This is a genomic window from Curtobacterium sp. MCBA15_012 (assembly GCF_001864935.2).
Taxonomy (GTDB): domain Bacteria; phylum Actinomycetota; class Actinomycetes; order Actinomycetales; family Microbacteriaceae; genus Curtobacterium.
Genome location: NZ_CP126267.1, coordinates 1,832,367 through 1,852,074, shown reverse-complemented (window position 1 = coordinate 1,852,074; position 19,708 = coordinate 1,832,367). Strand labels below are relative to the sequence as shown.

Annotated in this window: 18 protein-coding genes; 14 read left to right on the top strand and 4 right to left on the bottom strand. The window is 72.6% G+C overall.

All coding sequences use genetic code 11. The features are described from left to right. The first annotated feature begins 24 nt into the window (after nt 1–24). The 7 genes from QOL15_RS08540 to QOL15_RS08510 all read left to right on the top strand — a co-directional run bounded on the left by QOL15_RS08540 (nt 25) and on the right by QOL15_RS08510 (nt 8,745). Entirely contained in the window at nt 25–948 is a 924-nt protein-coding gene (locus tag QOL15_RS08540; protein WP_071247087.1) for a hypothetical protein, read from the top strand. Nucleotides 949–1,017: 69 nt separating this feature from the next. Beyond that, complete coding sequence (locus QOL15_RS08535) at nt 1,018–2,067, top strand: YafY family protein (RefSeq protein ID WP_071247089.1); 1,050 nt, start codon at nt 1,018–1,020, stop codon at nt 2,065–2,067. Then, on the top strand, nt 2,060–3,031 hold the full coding sequence (locus QOL15_RS08530) for a YafY family protein (protein ID WP_071247091.1): 972 nt from the start codon (nt 2,060–2,062) through the stop codon (nt 3,029–3,031). The genes QOL15_RS08535 and QOL15_RS08530 overlap by 8 nt, the downstream gene beginning before the upstream one ends. 298 nt (nt 3,032–3,329) lie before the next feature. Then, a complete protein-coding gene (gene tatC, locus QOL15_RS08525; RefSeq protein WP_071247250.1) occupies nt 3,330–4,082 on the top strand; it encodes a twin-arginine translocase subunit TatC in 753 nt (250 codons plus the stop codon). Further along, nucleotides 4,082–6,523: an RNA helicase gene (locus QOL15_RS08520; protein ID WP_071247093.1), complete on the top strand. Its 2,442-nt coding sequence runs from the start codon at nt 4,082–4,084 to the stop codon at nt 6,521–6,523. Before tatC ends, QOL15_RS08520 begins: the two co-directional genes overlap by 1 nt. A gap of 11 nt (nt 6,524–6,534) precedes the next feature. After that, nucleotides 6,535–8,217, top strand: coding sequence for an apolipoprotein N-acyltransferase (lnt, locus tag QOL15_RS08515; RefSeq protein ID WP_254784108.1), 1,683 nt, complete (start codon nt 6,535–6,537; stop codon nt 8,215–8,217). Between the two features lie 177 nt (nt 8,218–8,394). Further along, nucleotides 8,395–8,745 carry an RNA polymerase-binding protein RbpA gene (locus QOL15_RS08510; protein WP_071247095.1) on the top strand — a complete coding sequence of 117 codons (351 nt, stop codon included), beginning with the start codon at nt 8,395–8,397 and terminating at the stop codon, nt 8,743–8,745. 69 nt (nt 8,746–8,814) lie between these two features. On the opposite strand, the gene QOL15_RS08505 is transcribed toward QOL15_RS08510, so the two are convergent. Next, a complete protein-coding gene (locus QOL15_RS08505; protein ID WP_071247097.1) occupies nt 8,815–9,990 on the bottom strand; it encodes an SPFH domain-containing protein in 1,176 nt (391 codons plus the stop codon). Beyond that, the gene (locus QOL15_RS08500; RefSeq protein ID WP_065961631.1) at nt 9,987–10,457 is read right to left on the bottom strand and encodes an NfeD family protein; all 471 of its coding nucleotides are present in this window, start codon (nt 10,455–10,457) and stop codon (nt 9,987–9,989) included. The genes QOL15_RS08505 and QOL15_RS08500 overlap by 4 nt, the downstream gene beginning before the upstream one ends. Nucleotides 10,458–10,734: 277 nt before the next feature. On the opposite strand from QOL15_RS08500, the gene QOL15_RS08495 reads away from it, so the two are divergent. From QOL15_RS08495 to QOL15_RS08465, 7 genes are all read left to right on the top strand, one after another. Continuing rightward, nucleotides 10,735–11,496 carry an SDR family oxidoreductase gene (locus QOL15_RS08495; protein ID WP_065961630.1) on the top strand — a complete coding sequence of 254 codons (762 nt, stop codon included), beginning with the start codon at nt 10,735–10,737 and terminating at the stop codon, nt 11,494–11,496. Nucleotides 11,497–11,647: 151 nt separating this feature from the next. Further along, nucleotides 11,648–12,115 carry an NUDIX hydrolase gene (locus QOL15_RS08490; RefSeq protein ID WP_071247255.1) on the top strand — a complete coding sequence of 156 codons (468 nt, stop codon included), beginning with the start codon at nt 11,648–11,650 and terminating at the stop codon, nt 12,113–12,115. Nucleotides 12,116–12,177: 62 nt separating this feature from the next. Next, nucleotides 12,178–14,541, top strand: a complete 2,364-nt coding sequence (locus tag QOL15_RS08485) for an excinuclease ABC subunit UvrA (RefSeq protein ID WP_071247099.1) — start codon at nt 12,178–12,180, stop codon at nt 14,539–14,541. 100 nt (nt 14,542–14,641) lie between these two features. Next, entirely contained in the window at nt 14,642–14,950 is a 309-nt protein-coding gene (locus tag QOL15_RS08480; protein WP_139197465.1) for a DUF4190 domain-containing protein, read from the top strand. Nucleotides 14,951–15,184: 234 nt separating this feature from the next. Further along, complete coding sequence (locus QOL15_RS08475; protein ID WP_171898746.1) at nt 15,185–15,349, top strand: hypothetical protein; 165 nt, start codon at nt 15,185–15,187, stop codon at nt 15,347–15,349. Nucleotides 15,350–15,649: 300 nt separating this feature from the next. Next, on the top strand, nt 15,650–16,285 hold the full coding sequence (locus QOL15_RS08470) for a response regulator transcription factor (protein ID WP_139197466.1): 636 nt from the start codon (nt 15,650–15,652) through the stop codon (nt 16,283–16,285). Further along, a complete protein-coding gene (locus QOL15_RS08465) occupies nt 16,282–17,487 on the top strand; it encodes a sensor histidine kinase (protein WP_254780111.1) in 1,206 nt (401 codons plus the stop codon). The genes QOL15_RS08470 and QOL15_RS08465 overlap by 4 nt, the downstream gene beginning before the upstream one ends. A gap of 304 nt (nt 17,488–17,791) precedes the next feature. Here the strand turns inward: QOL15_RS08465 and QOL15_RS08460 are convergent, their stop codons facing one another. Beyond that, a complete protein-coding gene (locus QOL15_RS08460; protein ID WP_071247100.1) occupies nt 17,792–18,829 on the bottom strand; it encodes an alcohol dehydrogenase catalytic domain-containing protein in 1,038 nt (345 codons plus the stop codon). A 163-nt stretch (nt 18,830–18,992) separates the two neighbouring features. Continuing rightward, nucleotides 18,993–19,673: an SDR family NAD(P)-dependent oxidoreductase gene (locus QOL15_RS08455; protein ID WP_071247101.1), complete on the bottom strand. Its 681-nt coding sequence runs from the start codon at nt 19,671–19,673 to the stop codon at nt 18,993–18,995. Between the last annotated feature and the right edge of the window lie 35 nt (nt 19,674–19,708).

The window sequence follows — 19,708 nt, the reverse complement described above, 5'->3', positions numbered from 1 at the left end:
CTGCATCGAACGGAAAGAGGGTCCGTGCGCACCATCCCCGCACTCCTGGTCACCATCGGCCTCGCAGCCTCCCTCACCGGCTGCGCCGCGAGCGGAGCCGGCACCGCCGCCTCCGACTGCGCGACGCCGGGTGCCGCATCGCGCGCCGTGACCGCATCCGGCGCGTTCGGCAAGGAGCCGAAGGTCTCGGTTCCCGCCGGCCTCACGACGACCGGCACGCAGGTCTCGGTGCTCCGCTCGGGCGAGGGCCGCCAGGTCGAGGAGGGCACCCCGGTGGTCCTCGACTACACGCTCGTCGACGGCGCCACCGGCAAGGCCGTGCAGTCGAGCGGCTACACCGGCCCGTCCGACCCGATCACCGCCGGCGCCGAGAAGTACGGTCCGATCGGCAAGGCCGTCGAGTGCGCCCGGGTCGGCGACCGCCTCGCGGTCGCGATCCCGAAGAGCGCCTTCACGCAGACGGGAACGGCCGGCACCGAGTCGCGCCGCAGCGAGGACGCCGTCGTCGCCGTGATCGACGTCGAGCGCGCCTTCGACTCGCGTGCCACCGGGACCCCGCAGCTCGCGGGCGACGGCATGCCCGCGGTCGTGCTCGCGCCGTCCGGCCAGCCCGGCATCACGATCCCGTCCTGGAGCGCGCCCGCGAACGACCAGCAGCACCTGCTCCGCAAGGGGTCCGGCGCCGAGCTCACCGAGCGCGACACGGCCGTCGTGAAGTTCACCGCGGTGTCGTGGCCGCAGGGCGGCGGCAGCTCGACCGTGCTGAGCTCCAGCTGGTCGGACGGCAGCGGCGCGCTCACCCTGCCGCTCGCGAAGGGCCAGGTCGTGGACGGTGTCCGGGACGCCCTCGTCGACCACCACGTGGGCGACCAGGTGCTCGCGGTCGTGCACCAGCAGAGCGGTCCCGCGGTCTACGTGATCGACATCGTCGGCCGGATCGCCGGCTGACGGACAGCCCTTCACCGACCGCAGCGCGGGTGCACTCCGGTGCACCCGCGCTGCCGTAGGATCGGGCTCGTGCCAGCGACCCGAGCTCCCCGCGTGCCCGCCGAGGAGCGGCTCTTCAGCCTCGTGCTGGCACTGCTCTCGACCGAGTCGGGGCTGACGAAGGCCGAGATCCTGGCCAACGTCCAGGGCTACCGGCAGCGGTTCACCCCCGGCGGCGACAACGCCTCGCTCGAGCGGCAGTTCGAGCGTGACAAGGACGACGTCCGCGAGCTCGGCATCCCGCTCGAGACGATCGAGACGCCCGGTGCAGCCGGGAACAACCAGACGCTGCGCTACCGGATCCCCAAGGGCGAGTACGACCTGCCGCTCGACGTCCGGTTCACGCCCGACGAGTCCGCGCTGCTCTCCCTGGCCGCGATGGCGTGGCGTGAGGGCGCGCTGTCCGCCGACTCCCGCCGTGCCCTGCTCAAGGTCCGCTCCGCCGGCGCCGACGAGGACCCGGCCGGTCCGCTCGGCACCGCCGCGTACGCCCCGCGCCTCCGCACGCGTGACACGGCCTTCGAGCCGCTGCGATCGGCGCTCGACCGGGCCGCTGCGGTCCGCTTCGACTACATCACCCCGGGCGAGCACGAGCCCCGGCAGCGCGACGTCGCACCGCTCGCGCTCGTGCAGCACGGCGGCCGCTGGATGCTCGCGGCCCACGAGTTCGCGACCGACAGCGTGAAGAACTACCTGCTCTCGCGCATCGTCGGACCGGTCACCGCGCACCACGCCGGTCAGCACCCCGCGCCGGCCGGGGCGGGGGAGCGCGCCCTCGCGGAACTCGACCGCATCTGGTCGGAGCGCACGGCCCGCATCGCCGTCGCGCCCGGCTCGGACGCCGAACGGCGACTCCGACGACGCCGCGGGACCGAGGTCGACGGCGAGGGCGTCCTGCTCGTGCACCACGTCGACCCGCACATCCTCGCCGAGGAACTCGCCGCCTTCGGCCCCGAGGTCCGCGTCCTCGAACCCGCCGCCCTGCGCGAGCGCGTGGTCGCCCGGCTCCGGGCACTGGTCGCCGACCACACCGACGCAGCCGGCACCGCCGACACCACCGGGGGAGACGACCGTGGCTGACCAGCAACCGCTGCAGGCGCAGGACAAGCTCGCGTTCCTGCTCGTCCTCGTCCCGTACCTCATCGACCACGAACGCGTCTCGGTGCGCGAGGCCGCGCGGCACTTCGGTGTCCCCGAGCAGCGCATCCGCCGCGCGGTCGAGCTCATCGCGGTCTCGGGCGTCCCCGGCGAGACGATGCAGTACCAGCACGGCGACCTGTTCGACATCGCGTGGGACGACTTCGAGCAGAACGACATGATCGTCCTGACGAACCTCGTCGCGATCGACGACGCGCCCCGGCTCTCGGCACGCGAGGCGTCGGCGCTCATCGCCGGTCTGCAGTACCTGTCCGCCCTGCCCGAGGCAGCCGACCGCGACGCGATCCACGCCCTGATGGCCAAGCTCTCCCGCGGTGCCGGCGGAGCGGCGTCCAACGTCGCCGTCGGGCAGGACCTGCACGACGCGACCCTCGCGACCGTGCGCCGCGCGATGTCGGACTGCCGCGGCCTGACGTTCGAGTACGCCGGCCCGCGCACCCGCGGCGGCACCCGCCACGTGGACCCGCTGCGCGTCGAGTCGATCGACACCGACTGGTACCTCCGCGCCTGGGACCTCGACCGCCAGGCGATCCGCACGTTCCGCTTCGACCGCATGTCCGACGTCCGGGTCGACGAGCGCGCGGCCGAGAAGTCGCTCGCCGACGTCACACTGCCCGACACGCTGTTCCAGCAGTCGAGCCAGGACGTCATCGTCACGGTCGAGCTCGACTGCTCGTCCCTGCCCCTGGTCGCCGACTTCCTCGCCGACACCGCGGACGACGAGGACGCCGACGGCCGGGTGCGCATCCGGCTCGCGGCCTCGAACGGCTTCGACGGCGTGGTCCGGCTCGTGGCCGGTCTGCCGGGTCGCGCGGTCGTCATCCACCCGCCCGCCGCGCGCGCGGCGGTGCGCGCGTTCGCCGAGGCGGCCCTCGCCGCCGAGTAGCGGCCGACCCCGTCGTCGCCGCGGGGCGACTGTCCGCGGCCCGCGCTCCGGACCGGACCCGCAGCCGGACGGGAGGCACGTGCCGGGCCCGTCACGCGCCTCCCGTCCGCGCGTCCTGGACGGGAGGTCCGTGGCGGCCCCGCACCGCGCCTCCCGTCCGCCTCGACGCCCCCTGGGCGTCCGCCCGGCCACGGCCGTCCTGTCGGTCCCCGTCCCGTAGGATCGGTCCATGGCTTCGACGACCGCGAGCGGGCAGGCGAAGCGGCCCGGGCGTCCGAAGAAGGACACCGAGGGTCGCATGTCGCTCGGGCAGCACCTCATCGAGCTGCGCAACCGCCTGTTCAAGGCCGTCGTCGCGGTCGCCGTGTGCGCGATCGGCGGCTGGTTCCTCACCCCCTTCGTGCTCGACGCGCTCCGCGCCCCGGTCACGCAGCTGGCGAAGGTCGGCGGCCACACCGCCGAGCTGAACTTCCCGATGATCACGGGTGCGTTCGACCTCAAGCTGCAGATCGCGATCACGATCGGCATCGTGATCTCGAGCCCGGTCTGGCTGTACCAGCTGTGGGCGTTCATCGTCCCCGCACTCGTGCGACGCGAGAAGCAGTACGTGTTCGGGTTCCTCGGCACCGCGATCCCGCTGTTCTTCGCCGGCTGCTGGTTCGGGTGGTACATCCTGCCGCACGTGGTCGGCATCCTCGGCAGCTTCGTGTCGTCGTCGGACACGTCGATCGTCGACGCCAAGGCGTACTACGACTTCGTCATCAAGCTGATCGTCGCGGTCGGCATCGCGTTCGTGCTGCCGGTCTTCCTCGTCCTGCTCAACTTCGTCGGCGTGCTGTCCGCCGCGTCGATCATCAAGTCCTGGCGCGTCGCGATCCTCTGCATCCTCGTGTTCTGCGCGATCGTGACCCCGTCGGCCGACGTCGTCTCGATGTTCCTGCTCGCGGTGCCGATGGTCGTGCTGTACGTGGCCGCGTGTGCGATCACCTGGCTGCACGACCGCCGCGCCGCGAAGCGCCAGGCGAAGCTCGACGCGGAGTACGGAGCCTGATGTCCACCCAGCTGAGTCCCGCCGAACGGTTCGCCGCCGCGAAGTCCCGCAGCCGCTCACGCAACCTCGAGTTGTTCCGCACCGACCTGCGGTTCGACCTCGACCCGTTCCAGACCGCGGCGTGCGACGCCCTCGACCAGGGCCGGAGCGTGCTGGTCGCGGCTCCGACCGGCGCGGGCAAGACCATCGTGGCCGAGTTCGCCATCTGGCTGGCGATGCGGCAGCCCACCGCGAAGGTCTTCTACACGACGCCGATGAAGGCGCTGAGCAACCAGAAGTACGCCGAGCTCGTGCAGGCCTACGGCGAGTCCGAGGTCGGCCTCCTCACCGGTGACACCAACGTGAACCCGCGGGCGCGCGTCGTCGTGATGACGACCGAGGTGCTCCGGAACATGATCTACGCCGGGTCCGACCTCCTCGACGACCTCGCGTGGGTCGTGCTCGACGAGGTCCACTACCTCGCCGACCGGTTCCGCGGGGCGGTGTGGGAAGAGGTGATCCTGCACCTGCCGACCGAGGTCCGACTCGTCTCGCTCAGCGCGACCGTCTCGAACGCCGAGGAGTTCGGCGACTGGCTGCAGACCGTCCGCGGCGACACCGACGTCATCGTGTCCGAGGAGCGCCCGGTCCCGCTCGAGCAGCACGTGCTCGTCGGGTCGAAGATGGTCGACCTGTTCGACTCGAGCGGTGCCGCGGCGACGAACCGCGTCAACCCCGAGCTGCTCCGCATGGTCGGGGGAGCGGCGCGCAGCGAGCGGCACGGCGGCGGTCAGCGCGGGCGACGCGGCCGCGGCGGGTACCCGGAGCGCCGGGGTCCACGCACCGAGAAGATGTTCCGCGAGCAGATCGCCCGCGTGCTCGACGAGCGGATGCTGCTGCCCGCGATCTTCTTCGTGTTCAGCCGCAACGGCTGCGACCAGGGCGTGCGCCAGGTCCTGCGGTCCGGGGTGTCGTTCACGACGGCGCAGGAGCGCAACGAGATCCGTGAGACCGCGGAGTACCACTGCCGCACGCTGCTCGACGAGGACCTCGCCGTGCTCGGGTACTGGGAGTGGCTCGAGGGCCTCGAGCGGGGCGTCGCCGCCCACCACGCCGGGCTCCTGCCGGCGTTCAAGGAGGTCGTCGAGGACCTGTTCCGCCGCAAGCTCCTCAAGGTCGTGTTCGCGACCGAGACCCTGGCGCTCGGCGTGAACATGCCCGCGCGCACCGTCGTCCTCGAGAAGCTCGAGAAGTTCAACGGCGAGGCCCGCGTGCCGATCACGCCGGGGGAGTACACGCAGCTCACGGGTCGTGCCGGGCGCCGCGGGATCGACGTCGAGGGCCACTCGGTCATCCAGTGGTCGGACGGCCTCGACCCGCAGGCCGTGGCGTCGCTCGCGAGCCGTCGCACCTACCCGCTGAACTCGTCGTTCAAGCCGACGTACAACATGGCCGTCAACCTCATCGACCAGTTCGGCCGGCAGCGCACGCGCGAGGTCCTCGAGACGTCGTTCGCGCAGTTCCAGGCCGACCGTTCGGTCGTCGACCTCGCGCGCAAGGTCCGGTCGCAGCAGGAGTCGCTCGACGGCTACCAGCAGGCCATGCAGTGCCACCTCGGCGACTTCACCGAGTACGCCGCCCTGCGCCGACGCCTGTCCGACCTCGAACGCACCAACGTGCCGGGCGGCCGCGAGGCGTCGCACGGCGCGAAGCAGGAGCGCCAGGCCGCGATCACCGAGGTGCGTCGCCAGATGCAGCGCCACCCCTGCCACGCGTGCCCGGACCGCGAGGCGCACGCCCGCTGGGCCGAGCGCTGGTACAAGCTCAAGCGCTCGCACGACAAGCTCGTGCAGCAGATCCGGTCGCGCACGGGTGCCGTCGCGACGACGTTCGACCGCGTCACCGACGTCCTGCTCCAGCTCGGCTACCTGGTCGACACCGGGAACGGCGAGGCCACGGTCGCTGCGGGCGGGCGACGCCTGCAGCGGATCTACGGCGAGCGGGACCTGCTCGTCGCCGAGTGCCTCGAGGCCGGGGTCTGGAAGGACCTCACGCCCGCACAGCTCGCGGCGATGGCGTCGACGATCGTCTACCAGCCCCGGAGGGAGGACGCCCCCGGCACCGAGCACGCCCTGCCCCGCGGCGCGTTCCGCCCGGCGCTCGACGAGACCCTGACGATCTGGGCGCGGCTCGACGACGTCGAGCGCGACGCCCGCCTGGCCGGCTCGCAGCCGCCCACCCCGGCGATGTCGGTCGGGATGTTCCGCTGGGCGTCGGGCACCTCGCTCGACGACGTCCTGCGCACGCTCGACATGCCCGCCGGTGACTTCGTCCGCTGGTCGAAGCAGGTCATCGACCTCCTCGACCAGGTCCGGAACGCCGGCGACGAGGAACTCGCCCAGACCGCGCGGCGCGCGACGGACGCGGTGCGCCGCGGCATCGTCGCGTACGCGACGGTCTGACGGGAGGCACGGTGCCGGCTCCCGAGATCGCGGTGCGTCCGTCGCGCGGCGGCGTCCCGTCGCGTGGTGGCATCCCGTCGTCGGTCCGCTCGGGGGTGGGCCGACGGCCGTCGTCGCGCTGGACCGCGTCGCGTCCGGTCGGCACCGGTGCGTCCGAGTTCGCGGCGCTGCCGCTCCGGACCGCGTTCCCGCTCGCCGTCGTCGGCGGGCTGCTCTTCGCCCTGTCCTTCCCGTCGCCCGGCTGGTGGTTCCTCGCGTACCCGGCGATGGCGTGCATGCTGCTCGCGGCGATGGGACAGCGGGCCCGCCGAGCCGCGTGGCTCGGCTACGTCGCCGGGGCCGCGTTCTGGTTGCCGGCGATCTCGTGGGCCGGCCGGTACCTCGGCCCGGTGCCCTGGCTCGCGCTGGCGCTGTTCGAGGCCGCGTACTTCGCCCTGGGCAGCGTCGCGATCGCGCTCGCGTACCGCTGGGTCGCGCGCGTGTTCCCGTCGACCGCCTGGCGGGTGTGGGGGCTGCCGGCCGTCGTCGCGGGACTGTGGACCGGGCGTGAGTGGTTCTCCGGCAGTTGGCCGTACGAGGGCTTCGCGTGGGGGCGCATCGGGCTGTCGCAGTCGCAGGGGCCGTTCACGCACCTGGCCGCCTACGTCGGGGTGCTCGGGGTGACGTTCGTCGTCGTCTACTGCGTGGCCGTCGTGCTGTCGCTCGCCCTGGTCGTCCCGCGGGCACCGGGTGCCGTGCTGCGGCTGCCGGTCCGCATCGCCACCGCCGGGCTGCTCGTCGCGGTCGTCCTGGCGGTCCCGGCGTGGCCCACCCGCGTCGACGGGAGCATCCGCGTGGAGGCCGTGCAGGGCAACGGACCCGCGGGCTACTTCGACCGGGCGCAGCCGGGCGAGGTGCTCGCCGACCAGGTCGCCGCGACCGACGTCGACGCGAAGGGTGTGGACCTGGTCGTCTGGCCCGAGGCGGCGGCGGAGGCCGACCCGCGCGTCCAGCCGGTCGTCGCGCAGGCGCTCGACAGCGTCGTGTCGAGCGTCGGAGCGCCCATCGTGGCGGGGGCGATCACCCGGACGTCGACGGGCGTGCTGCACAACACGTCGTTCGTGTGGACCGCCGACGGATGGCAGTCGTCCTACGACAAGAAGCGCCCGGTGCCGTTCGGCGAGTACGTCCCGGACCGGTGGTTCTTCTCGAAGCTCGCACCGTCGCTCATCGGGCTGCTCCAACGCGACTACACGCCGGGCACGAAGCCGAACGTCCTCTCCGTCGCCGGGGTGCGGGCCGGCATCGCGGTCTGCTTCGACATCGTCGACGACGGTCTGACGAACGACATGGCGCGCGGGGGAGCGCAGGTGATCCTCGCGCAGACGAACAACGCCGACTTCTCCGGCACCGACGAGAACCTGCAGCAGCTCGAGATCGCCAGGTTGCGTGCCGTCGAGACCGGTCGCTCGCTCGTGAACATCTCCACGGTCGGGGCGTCGCAGGTGATCGACCCGACCGGACGCACGATCGACCGGGTCCCCGCGTACACCGCGACGTCGATGGTGACCGACGTGCCGCTCGGCACCGGGACGACGCCGGCGACCGTCGCGTCCGGCTCGGTCACCCTGGTGGTCTCGCTCGGCGCGCTGCTCGCGCTCCTCGCATGCGCGCCGTGGTCGCCACGCCGCCGGTCGACCACCGTCCGGCCCTGACCACCTCGACCGCCGCCCGGCCCTGACGACGTCCGCACGCGCCGGCGGGTCGACGCTGCGCGGTCCCGGAAGCCCGCCGCGACCACCCACTGGGAACGGTCTGTGAATGCGCCCCACCGGGATTGATGCTGCGTGGGACAGTGTTGGGGAGGGCAGACGAGCGAGAGGAGCACACACATGGCTGATCGGAGTCTCCGCGGCATGCGGCTCGGGAGCCAGAGTCTCCAGAGCGAAGAGGGCGTCGAGCTCTCGGACCGCAAGCGTGCGGTCTACCAGACCGAGTCGGGCGAGACGTTCGACATCGTGTTCTCGGCCGACGCGGACGTCCCCGCGAACTGGTCCGAGCCCCGTTCCGGACGTGAGGGTCGACTCCTCGGCGATGACGGGATCCCCGTCGAGGTCGCGGCCGAGGACGTCAAGGCGCCGAGGACCCACTGGGACATGCTGCTCGAGCGGCGGTCCCGCGAGGAGCTCGAGGAACTCCTGCAGGAACGCCTGCAGGTCCTCCGGGCCCGACGCGGCGCCTGACCGCACCACACACGACGACGCCCGTCCCGGATCGATCCGGGACGGACGTCGTCGTGCGTGCGGGTGTGCTCAGGCGGGCGTGCCCTGCCCCGTGCTCGGGTCGGTCGTCGAACCGGCCGCGCCCCGTGCGGCCTCGTCGGCCGCGGCGATCTTCTCGTCGACACTGCGGTTCGACTCCGCGAGCCGTTCGTCGATCGCGGCGTCGGGCACGATGTCCGCGGCGGTCGCGTCCGGTCGGGGGTCCGACCCGGCGGCACCGGCGGACGCGGTGTTGGCGAGGCTCTCGTTCGCGAGTGCGGAGATCCGGGACAGGAAGTCCGTCCCGCCGGCACCACCGGTGACCGGGCCGGAGCCCGAGCGTCCCGCGGTGAAGCCCTTCGCGATGCCCGACAGCGCCTCGGTGAACTCGCTCGGGATCATCCAGAGCTTGTTCGCGGTGCCCTCGGCGATCTTCGGCAGGGTCTGCAGGTACTGGTACGAGAGCAGCTTCTCGTCCGGGTCGCCCGTGTGGATCGTCTCGAAGACGGTCGCGATGGCCTGGGCCTCGCCCTCGGCGCGGAGGACCTGCGCCTTGGCGTCACCCTCGGCGGCGAGGATCGCGGCCTGCCGCTGGCCCTCCGCCTCGAGGATCTGCGACTGCTTCGTGCCCTCGGCCTGCAGGATCGCCGCACGACGGCTGCGCTCGGCGCGGAGCTGCTGCTCCATGGCGTCCTGGATGGACACGGGCGGCTCGATCGCCTTGAGCTCGACCCGGCCGACGCGGATGCCCCACTTGCCGGTCGCCTCGTCGAGGACGACGCGGAGCTGGCCGTTGATGTTGTCGCGGCTCGTCAGCGCCTCCTCGAGGTTCAGACCGCCGACGACGTTGCGGAGCGTGGTCGTCGTGAGCTGCTCGACGGCGCCGAGGTAGTTCGCGATCTCGTAGGTCGCGGCGCGCGCGTCGGTGACCTGGAAGTAGACGACGGTGTCGATCGACACGACGAGGTTGTCCTCGGTGATCACCGGCTGCGGCGGGAAGGACACGACCTGCTCGCGCATGTCGAGCAGCGGGCGGAGACGGTCGATGAACGGGACCAGGAGGTTCAACCCGGGGTTGAGGGTCTTGTGGTACTTCCCGAGGCGTTCCACGATGCCCGCGGTCGCCTGGGGGACGATCCGGATGGCGCGGGACAGGACGACGATCACGAAGATCACGACGACGAGGACGAGGACGAGCAGTGCGATCGTCCCGGCTGAGATGGTCACTTGGTGGCCCTTTCTCCGAGGCGGACGACGGCTGTCGACCCCTCGATGGACTCGACGACCACGGGGGTGCCGAGCGGCGGTGTGCGGTCGGGGGAGTCGGCGGCGAGCCGGGCGCTCCAGGTCTCGCCGTTCGCGAGCCGGACCTGTCCGGGGGCGGACGTGGTGAAGGCCACGGCCACGGTCCCGGGGAGGCCGATGAGCCCCTCGACGTTGGTGCGGTGCGGATCGGCGTTGCGGCCGAGGGCGACGAGGAGGCGCGGGCGGACGACGGCGAGCAGGAGCAGCGCGACCCCGGCGGCCACGATGGCCGACAGCCACCACGGTGCGCCGACCAGGCCGGCGATCAGTCCGCCGGCCGCGCCCGCCGCGAGCATGAGGAAGACGAAGTCGAGGGTGAAGACCTCGACGACCCCCAGCAGCAGCGTCAGTCCGATCCAGACGACCGTCTGGATCCAGTCGATGTTCACGCGATCTCCCTCCCTCGGTCGCGCGCTCCGGCGTGCAGCGTCGCGACGGCCGGTGTTCTTGCCTCCACGGTACCGGTCCACCCGCCGGGTCGGCTGACCACCTACGGCGCGGTTACGGACCGCCCGGCACCGTTCGGCACCGCTCGGCGCGGTCCCGGACCGGACGGCACCGCACGGCAGGGGACGGCTCGGTGCCGGTCGACTCGGTGGTGGTCGGTCCGGGCGGTAGGCTCGTCGGCGGCCGACCGGCCGGTACCGCGACCTGGAGAACACGACTGTGACGAACCCCCTCGCCCCCGGATCCCTCGCCGACACGCGCGCACTCGTCACGGGTTCGTCGCGCGGGATCGGCGCCGACACGGTCGGGTACCTGGCCGAGGCCGGCGCGAAGGTCGTCGTCAACTACCGCAACAAGGCGCGTCGCGCAGAGCAGATCGCCGAGAAGATCGTCGCGGACGGCGGCGCTGCCCTGGCGATCGGCGCCGACCTCACCGACCACGAGTCGGTGCAGGCGATGGTCGACGCGGTCGTGGCCGAGTGGGGCGGCATCGACCTGCTCGTCCTCAACGCCTCCGGCGGCATGGAGAGCGGCCTCGGCGAGGACTACGCCCTCCGCCTGAACCGCGACGCCCAGGTCGACATGCTCCAGACCGCCGTGCCGCACATGCCGGCCGGCTCCCGCGTCGTCTTCGTCACGAGCCACCAGGCCCACTTCGTCGAGACCGCCGAGACGATGGACGAGTACGTCCCGGTCGCGAAGAGCAAGCGCGCGGGCGAGCTCGCCCTGCGCGAGCTCATCCCGCAGCTCGAGGCCGTCGGCATCGAGTTCGTGGTCGTCTCCGGCGACATGATCGAGGGCACGATCACCGCGACGCTCCTCAACCGCCTGAACCCCGGCGCGATCGAGGGCCGACGCCAGGAGGTCGGCAAGCTCTACAGCGTGTCCGAGTTCGCGGCCGAGATCGCCCTCGCCGCGGTGGAGCCGATCCCGGCCGACCACACCAAGCTCGTCGGCGACGTCAGCGGCTTCACCGCCTGACGGCGCGGCAGCCCGACGGCGCGGCAGCCCGACGGCGCGGCAGCCCGACGGCGCGGCAGCCCGACGGCGCGTCCGCGCCGGTCGCGACCCGCACGAGACGGCGAGTCGATCTGCCAGCGCGACCACCGTCCGACCGGCTAGCGTCGTGGACGTGACCGCCAAGCCCGGCCTGCGCCGTTCCTCCAGGATCATCCTCCTCGACCCCGACGACCGTGTGTTCCTGATGGACACGCGGTCGCCGTCGTCCGACGGGTCCCACCGCTGGATCACGCCCGGCGGCGGCGTCGACCCGGGGGAGTCGCACCGGGTCGCGGCGGTGCGCGAGCTCCGCGAGGAGACCGGCATCGTCGTCGACGACCCGGGCGAGCCGGTGTGGACGTGGGACTTCACCGTCGAGTGGGACCTCGCCGACCACGACCGCGGGCACAGCGAGTTCTACGTCGTCCGCACGCCGGGCTTCGTGCTGTCCGAGGCGGGCTGGACCGACGACGAGCGCGTCGACATCCTCGCGTCCCGCTGGTGGACCGCCGACGAGCTCGACGCCACCGACGAGCCGTTCGAACCTACCGAGCTCCCGGAGCTCGTGCGCCGTCACGCCGCGCGGTCGGGCACGGTCTGAAGCCCGACCCCGGCACCGACCGGGGGTGGCGGGGGCGGGGCGCGGAGCAGTAGCGTCCTGACATGCAGCACGCCACCGACCACGCGGCGGACCGACACGACCGGATCCGCGTCCGCGGTGCGCGCGAGAACAACCTCCGCGACCTCGACGTCGACCTGCCGAAGCGCCGGCTGACGGTCTTCACCGGTGTCTCCGGGTCCGGCAAGAGCTCGCTCGTCTTCGCGACGATCGCGGCCGAGTCGCAGCGGATGATCAACGAGACCTACAGCGCCTTCCTGCAGGGCTTCATGCCGTCGTCGGCGCGACCCGACGTCGACGTGCTCGACGGCCTCACGACCGCGATCGTCGTCGACCAGGAACGCATCGGTGCCGACCCCCGGTCCACGGTGGGGACGGTCACCGACGCGAACGCGATGCTCCGGTTGCTGTTCAGTCGACTCGGGACGCCGCACATCGGGGGACCGAACGCGTTCTCGTTCAACCTCGCGACCGTGACCGCCGGCGGGGCGATCACGGTGCAGAAGGGCAAGGACGCGAAGGCCGAGAAGGTCTCGTTCTCGCGGCTCGGCGGTATGTGCGCCGACTGCGAGGGCCGCGGCACCGTCACGGACATCGACCTGACGCAGCTCCTGGACACCGACCGGTCGCTGGCGGACGGGGCGATCACCGTCCCGGGGTGGGGCACGGACGGCTGGATGGTGCGGATGTACGCCGAGTCCGGCTTCGTCGACAAGGACAAGCCGGTGCGCGACCTCACCGAGCAGGAGCGTGCCGACCTGCTGTACCGCGAGCCGACCAAGCTGAAGATCGCCGGCATCAACATGACCTACGAGGGACTCGTGCCCCGCGTTCGCCGGTCGTTCCTGCAGAAGGACCGCGAGGCGATGCAGCCCCACGTCCGTGCCTTCGTCGACCGCGCGGTGACCTTCACGACCTGTCCCGCGTGCGACGGGACCCGGCTCAACGACACCGCCCGGTCGTCCCTCGTCGACGGCAGGAGCATCGCGGACGTCTGCGCGATGCAGGTGTCCGACCTCGCGGCGTGGCTGCACGGACTCGACGCGCCGTCGGTGGGCCCGCTGCTCGACGGACTGCGGGACGCGGTGGACTCGTTCGTCGAGATCGGCCTCGGGTACCTGTCCCTCGACCGGCCCACGGGGACGCTCTCGGGTGGCGAGGGCCAGCGCGTGAAGATGGTGAAGCACCTCGGCTCGAGCCTGAGCGACGTCACGTACGTCTTCGACGAGCCGAGCACCGGGCTGCACCCGCACGACGTGCAGCGCATGAACGCCCTGCTGCTGCGGCTCCGCGACAAGGGCAACACGGTCCTCGTCGTCGAGCACAAGCCCGAGGTGATCGCCGTCGCCGACCACGTGGTGGACCTCGGGCCCGGGGCGGGGGTCGAGGGCGGCACGCTGTGCTTCGAGGGCACCGTCGCGGGGCTCCGCGCGAGCGACACCGTCACCGGCCGCCACCTCGACGACCGTGTCTCGGTCAAGGACGAGGTCCGCCCACCCACGGGTGCGATCGAGGTCAGGGGAGCTGACCGGCACAACCTCCGGGACGTCGACGTGGACGTCCCGACGGGCGTGCTCACGGTCGTCACCGGGGTCGCCGGGTCCGGCAAGAGCAGCCTCGTCCACGGGTACCTCGCCGGTCGCGACGACGTCGTCGCGATCGACCAGAGCGGTATCCGCGGCTCGCGGCGCAGCAACCCGGCGACGTACACGGGGCTGCTCGAACCCGTCCGCAAGGCCTTCGCGAAGGTGAACGGCGTGAAGCCGGCGCTGTTCAGCGCGAACTCCGAGGGTGCCTGCCCCGCATGCAACGGCGCCGGGGTGCTGTACGTCGACCTCGGCATGATGGCGGGCGTGTCGACCCCGTGCGCGGAGTGCGAGGGCAAGCGCTTCGACCAGTCCGTGCTCGCCTACCGACTCGGCGGGAAGGACATCAGCGAGGTCCTCGCGATGTCGGTCGCCGAGGCCGAGCGCTTCTTCGCCGCGGGGGAGTCGCGTGTCCCGGCAGCGCACGCGGTGACCACCCGGCTCGTCGACGTCGGCCTCGGCTACCTGACGATCGGGCAGCCGTTGACCACCCTGTCCGGAGGCGAACGGCAGCGCCTCAAGCTCGCCACGCACCTCGGCACGCCCGGCGGGGTGATCGTGCTCGACGAACCGACCGCGGGCCTGCACCTGGCCGACGTCGCGCAGCTGCTCGGCCTGCTCGACCGGCTCGTCGACGACGGGCGCACGGTCGTGGTGGTCGAGCACCACCAGGCCGTGATGGCGCACGCCGACTGGATCATCGACCTCGGCCCGGGCGCCGGGCACGACGGTGGCCAGGTCGTCTTCGCGGGGACGCCCGCCGACCTGGTCGCCGCACGGTCGACGCTCACGGGGGAGCACCTCGCCGCGTACGTCGGCTGACCGGCCGGTGCCGCGGCGAACGGGCGCGGCGGGAAGCGCCTACCGTGAGCGCCGACGGTCGCGTGCACCCGCACGGCGGGCCACGACACGAGGAGTGACCATGTCCACCAACGGATACCCGCCGGCACCGAACGCTCCCGGCGGCGCACCCGCGAAGAGCGGCGGCAACGGGCTCGCCGTCGGCTCGCTCGTCCTCGGCATCGTCGGCGTCGTCTTCGGGTTGATCATCGCGCTCGTCGGCATCGTCGCCGGCGTCGTCGGCCTCGTGCTCGGCATCATCGCGCGTCGCCGTGGACTGTCGCGCGGCATGACGCTCGCCGGCATCATCCTGTCGGCGATCGCGATCGTGCTCGGCATCATCGGCTACATCCTGGCTGCCGTCGCGCTGACGCAGCTCGGCACGAACTGACGCGACCGCGGGCGGACGGGAGGCGCGTGGCGGCATCGCCACGCGCCTCCCGTCCGTCCACCACCCGCGTCCGACGGGCGACGCGTGCCGGGGCCGCGCCGCGCCTCCCGTCGGGCGCGTGGTCGGGCCGGTCTGGAGGCGCGGGTCGCGACAACGCGGTGGCTGCCGGCGCCGCAGGTGGCCGGGTCGCGCACCGCCCGACCACCCAGGGTGGTCGGGAGTAGCGTCCGCGGCATGACGTACAGCCAGCCGGACCCGGCAGAAGAGACCACGCAGGCAGAGGCACCCGAGCAGCCCGACACGGACCGCCCCGACCTCGAGGAGCACGGCGAGGAGCAGGCCGCGCTCGAGATCGACGCGGACGACGTGCCCACCGGGGACGAGACCCCCGAGCACTGAGCTCGTGACCGGCGGGCGCGGCCCGTCGGGACCACCACGGACGCCCGGACCACGACGGTCCGGGCGTCCGTCGTCGGAGTCGGCGTGTCCTGCTCGCGGATCGCCACGGAGGCTTCGGTGCGCCGGGTCGAGCCGAGCGCCGATAATGCATATTATGTCAACTCAGGTGCAGCCGGCCGGTCCCGTCGGGCTCCTCGGCACCTCCCCGCAGCCGGTCGGCTGCCGCTGACCACCGGGTGGACACCGCCGGTGATCGTGTCGGCGGATGCCGCGGCGGCGAGGTGCGACGATCATGGGTCCGTGTCCTCCGTGCTCATCGTCGACGACGAGACCCTGGTCCGATCCGGCCTGTCGATGATCCTCGACGCCGACCCCCGGATCGACGTCGTCGGAGCCGTCTCCGGTGCGGACGCCCTCGAGGCGGTCGAGACCGCCCGACCCGACGTCGTGCTGCTCGACATCCGGATGCCCGACGTGGACGGCCTGCAGCTGCTGGCCGAGATCACCGGCCGGCCGGACGCCCCGGTCGTGGCGATGCTCACCACCTTCGACAGCGACGACCACCTGACCGCGGCCCTGCGTGGCGGCGCCGCGGGCTTCCTCCTGAAGAACACCGACCCGGTCGCGCTCACGCAGATGGTGCACACGCTCGCCGCCGGAGGGACGGTGCTCGCCCCGGGCGTGAACCGGACCGTCCTGGCGTCCGCGGCGCTCGACCCGGACGCCCGCGCGCGGGTCGCGACCCTGACGGACCGGGAACGGGACGTCCTGCGGCTGGTCGCGGAAGGTGCCACGAACGGTGAGATCGCCGACGCCGTCGGGGTCAGCCTCGGCACCGTCAAGGACGACGTCGGGACGGTACTCGTCAAGCTCGGCGTGCGGAGCCGGGTGCTCGCCGCACTGACCGCAGCCCGCGCCGGACTGGTCGACCGGTGACCGCCGACGAGGACCGCCGCGACACCGGGCGGACGCACCGCGGTGCCCGGTGGTCGCCGTTCCTGATCGACGTCGTGCTCGTGCTCGTCTCCGCGTCGTACTCCGCGCTGAGCGTGTACAGCGACGCAGACGCGCCGTCGAAGTGGGTGCTGACGATGATCGCCGCCGCGGGCTTGCTGCTGCGTCGTCGCTGGCCGTACGCCAGCCTGGTGCTGGCGCTGCCGGGTTTCGAGTGGGGCTTCGCGGTGTTCGCGGTCATGTTCGCGCTGTACAGCGTCGCGCGCAGCGAGCGCCGCACCGCCTGGATCGTGGGCGCCGCGGTGGTCGCGTTCTGCTGCTCCCCCTCCTGGCGCGGGATGACGACGGGGATGCGGTTCGACCTGTCGACCCTGCAGTCGCTGGTGACCGCCGCGCTCTTCTCGGCGCTGTACGTGGCAGCGCCGACGGCACTTGGTGTGGCGATCCGCGTGGGCGCCGAGCTCCGCCAGGAGATCCGCGAGCGTGCCGCCCTGCAGCAGCAGCGCGCCCGTCTCGCAGCCGAGCACGCCCTCGAACGCGAACGTGCGGTGCTCGCCCGCGAGATGCACGACGTCGTCTCGAACCAGGTGAGCCTCATCGCGGTGCAGGCAGGCGCGCTGCAGGTGGCCTCCCCCGACGCCACCGCTCGACGGGTCGCCGCCACCATCCGCGGGCTCAGCGTGACGACGCTCGACGAGCTCCGCGCGATGATCGAGGTCCTCCGTGCCGCCGGTGGCGCCGACCGCGGGCCCGCTCCACAACCCACCCTCGCGGACCTGCCAGGACTCCTCGAGCAGAGCGGCATCGCCGTCGACACGCACGTCGAGCTCGACCGACCACTCCCCTCCGCGGTGCAGCGTGCCGTCTTCCGACTCGTGCAGGAAGGCCTGACGAACGCTCGGAAGCACGCACCGGGAGCAGCGGTGCACCTGACGATCAGCACGTCCGGGACCCGGGTCTCCGTGGAGCTGGTCGCCGAGCCGCCACAGGGTCCCCCGCTCGACCTGCCGAGCGCGCACCACGGTCTCGTCGGGCTGCGGGAACGGGCGGAACTCCTGGGCGGGTCGCTCGAACGGCACCTCGGCGACGACGGGACCCACACGCTCCGGATGACCCTCCCCGCACCACGGACGACGACCGGGCCACCCGCACCCGATCAGCCGGACCGGCGTCCAGACAGCTGATCGACACCGCCGTCCGGCACGCATCGTCCGACGTCGGGGCCGATGTCGCGGCCGATGAGGCGAGCGGCGTCCGTTGCCGAGCGACCAGCCGATCGGCTGCGGGACTTCATCCGGAGGACTGATGTCGGTGTCGGTTCCCCGGTGCCATGATGGTCTCGTACGGGGGGCGCACCAGTCGGGGTGCCTAGTCTGGTTCGATTTCCGGAGCCCTCCACCATCACGACGTCGAACAGGTCGGCATCCGGAACAGCGTCCGATCAGGCTGCCGCGCCGAGCACCGACCGGTCGTCCCGAACGGCCTCGGTCACCCCGTCACCACTGCCACCGTCATGCCCGCAGCGGTCGGCGGCCCGTCCATCGCGACGATCGCGTCGGGCAGCTCGTCGAACCCGATGGTCCGGCCGATCGACTCCGACGGACGCAGCCGCCCGGCGACGACGTCGTCGAGCATCGCGGCGTACTCCCCGACCGAGATGCCGTGACTGCCGAGCAGTTCGAGTTCGTCACCGACGACGCGACCCATCGGGATCGCCGGGACGGCCTCGTCGCCGAGCAAGAGGCCGACCTGCACGTGTCGTCCGCGCGGGCGGAGCGAGGCCACGGCGGCGACCGAGGTCGCTCGGCTGCCGAAGGCGTCCACCGAGACGTGCGCTCCCCCGCCGGTGAGGTCGCGCACAGCGTCGACGACGTCGTCGTCCATCGACAGGGTCTCTGCGCCGAGCGCCGCCGCCCGCTCGAGTGCCGCCGCGGAGACGTCGACCGCCACGACCCGGGCGCCCGCCGCGACCGCGACGATCACCGTCGAGAGGCCGACTCCCCCACAGCCGTACACGACGACCCACTCACCTGCGGCCACCCGACCCCTGGCGTGCACGGCGTGGTACGCCGTCCCGAAGCGGCAGCCGAGGCCGGCCGCCTCGGCGAACCCGACGGCGTCGGGCAGCGCCACCAGGTTGACGTCGGCGTGCGGCACCACGACCGACTCGGCGTACGAGCCCGGCAGTGTGAAGCCGGGTTGCTGCTGTCGCGTGCAGACCTGCGTCGCGCCCTGCTGGCACTGCTCGCACGTCCCGCACGCGAAGACGAACGGTGCGGTGACGCGGTCGCCGACCGCGAAGCCGGACACCCCGGCCCCGACGGCGCTGACGACACCCGCGAACTCGTGTCCGGGCACGTGCGGCAGCACGACCGAGTCGTCGTGGCCCTTCCACGCGTGCCAGTCGCTCCGGCACACGCCGGTGGCGGCGACCCGGACGACGACCCCGTCGGCCGGTGCGACGGGTTCGGGCAGGTCGACGATGGCGGGGGCGGCTCCGAACCGGTCGTACTGGACTGCGCGCATGCCGTCATCCTGGCAGACCGGTCGCCGCCCGACCGAGCCGGGTGGAGCCCTGTGGGCGACCGCCCGACCCGCCGCCGCCTGTGGAGGAACCGCGCCCCGCGCCTCCCGGCCGGGCCCCGCGCGTACCAGCCGAGCCGCGCGCGTACCGGCGGGGACCCGCGCCTCAGTACGCGATCCGGCCGTTCCGGTCGTGGAACTCCCCCGTCGGCCCGTCCTGGTCGAGCAGCGCGAGCCGCACGGTGGCGTCGGTGCCCTCGGTCACGGTCTGGTGGCCGCCGAACCCGTTGAACTCGGTCGCCGTGTAGCCGGGGTCGCTCGCGTTGACGCGGAACCCGGGCAGGTTCTTGGCGTACTGCACGGTCATCGCGATGAGGGCGGCCTTCGACGCGGCGTACGGCACCGCGGCGACCGGGTACTCGTCGTGACCAGGGGTGGTCAGCCACCGGGTGAAGCCGACGCCCGAGGCGACGTTGACGACGACCGGGTTCGCCGAGCGCCGGAGCAGCGGCAGCGCGGCCTGCGTCACGCGCACGACACCGGTGACGTTCGTCGCGAGCACGGCGTCCATCGCGGCCGGGTCGAGGTCGTCGACGCCGAAGGCCGTCCCGAGCACGCCGGCGTTGTTCACGAGCACGTCGAGTCCGGGCAGGGCGGCGATCGCCCGGTCGACGCTCGTCTGGTCGGTGACGTCGAGCTGCACGACCTCGGCGCCGAGCTCGCGGACGGCGTCGGCCGAGGCAGGGTCCCGGACCCCGGCGACGACGGTGTGGCCGGCCTCGAGGAGGCGGCGGGTGGTCTCGAGTCCGAGGCTGCGGTTGGCCCCGGTGATGAGTGTGGTGGTCATGGGTCCAGCCTGGCCCCCGCGGCTGCACTCCCCCA

What these genes read in the sequence shown, in the direction of transcription:
- tatC (WP_071247250.1), top strand. Translation starts at nt 3,330, where the DNA reads ATGTCGCTCGGGCAGCACCTCATCGAGCTGCGCAACCGCCTGTTCAAG.
- QOL15_RS08520 (WP_071247093.1), top strand. Translation starts at nt 4,082, where the DNA reads ATGTCCACCCAGCTGAGTCCCGCCGAACGGTTCGCCGCCGCGAAGTCC.
- QOL15_RS08510 (WP_071247095.1), top strand. Translation starts at nt 8,395, where the DNA reads ATGGCTGATCGGAGTCTCCGCGGCATGCGGCTCGGGAGCCAGAGTCTC.
- QOL15_RS08485 (WP_071247099.1), top strand. Translation starts at nt 12,178, where the DNA reads ATGCAGCACGCCACCGACCACGCGGCGGACCGACACGACCGGATCCGC.
- QOL15_RS08480 (WP_139197465.1), top strand. Translation starts at nt 14,642, where the DNA reads ATGTCCACCAACGGATACCCGCCGGCACCGAACGCTCCCGGCGGCGCA.
- QOL15_RS08475 (WP_171898746.1), top strand. Translation starts at nt 15,185, where the DNA reads ATGACGTACAGCCAGCCGGACCCGGCAGAAGAGACCACGCAGGCAGAG.
- QOL15_RS08460 (WP_071247100.1), bottom strand. Translation starts at nt 18,829, where the DNA reads ATGCGCGCAGTCCAGTACGACCGGTTCGGAGCCGCCCCCGCCATCGTC.
- QOL15_RS08455 (WP_071247101.1), bottom strand. Translation starts at nt 19,673, where the DNA reads ATGACCACCACACTCATCACCGGGGCCAACCGCAGCCTCGGACTCGAG.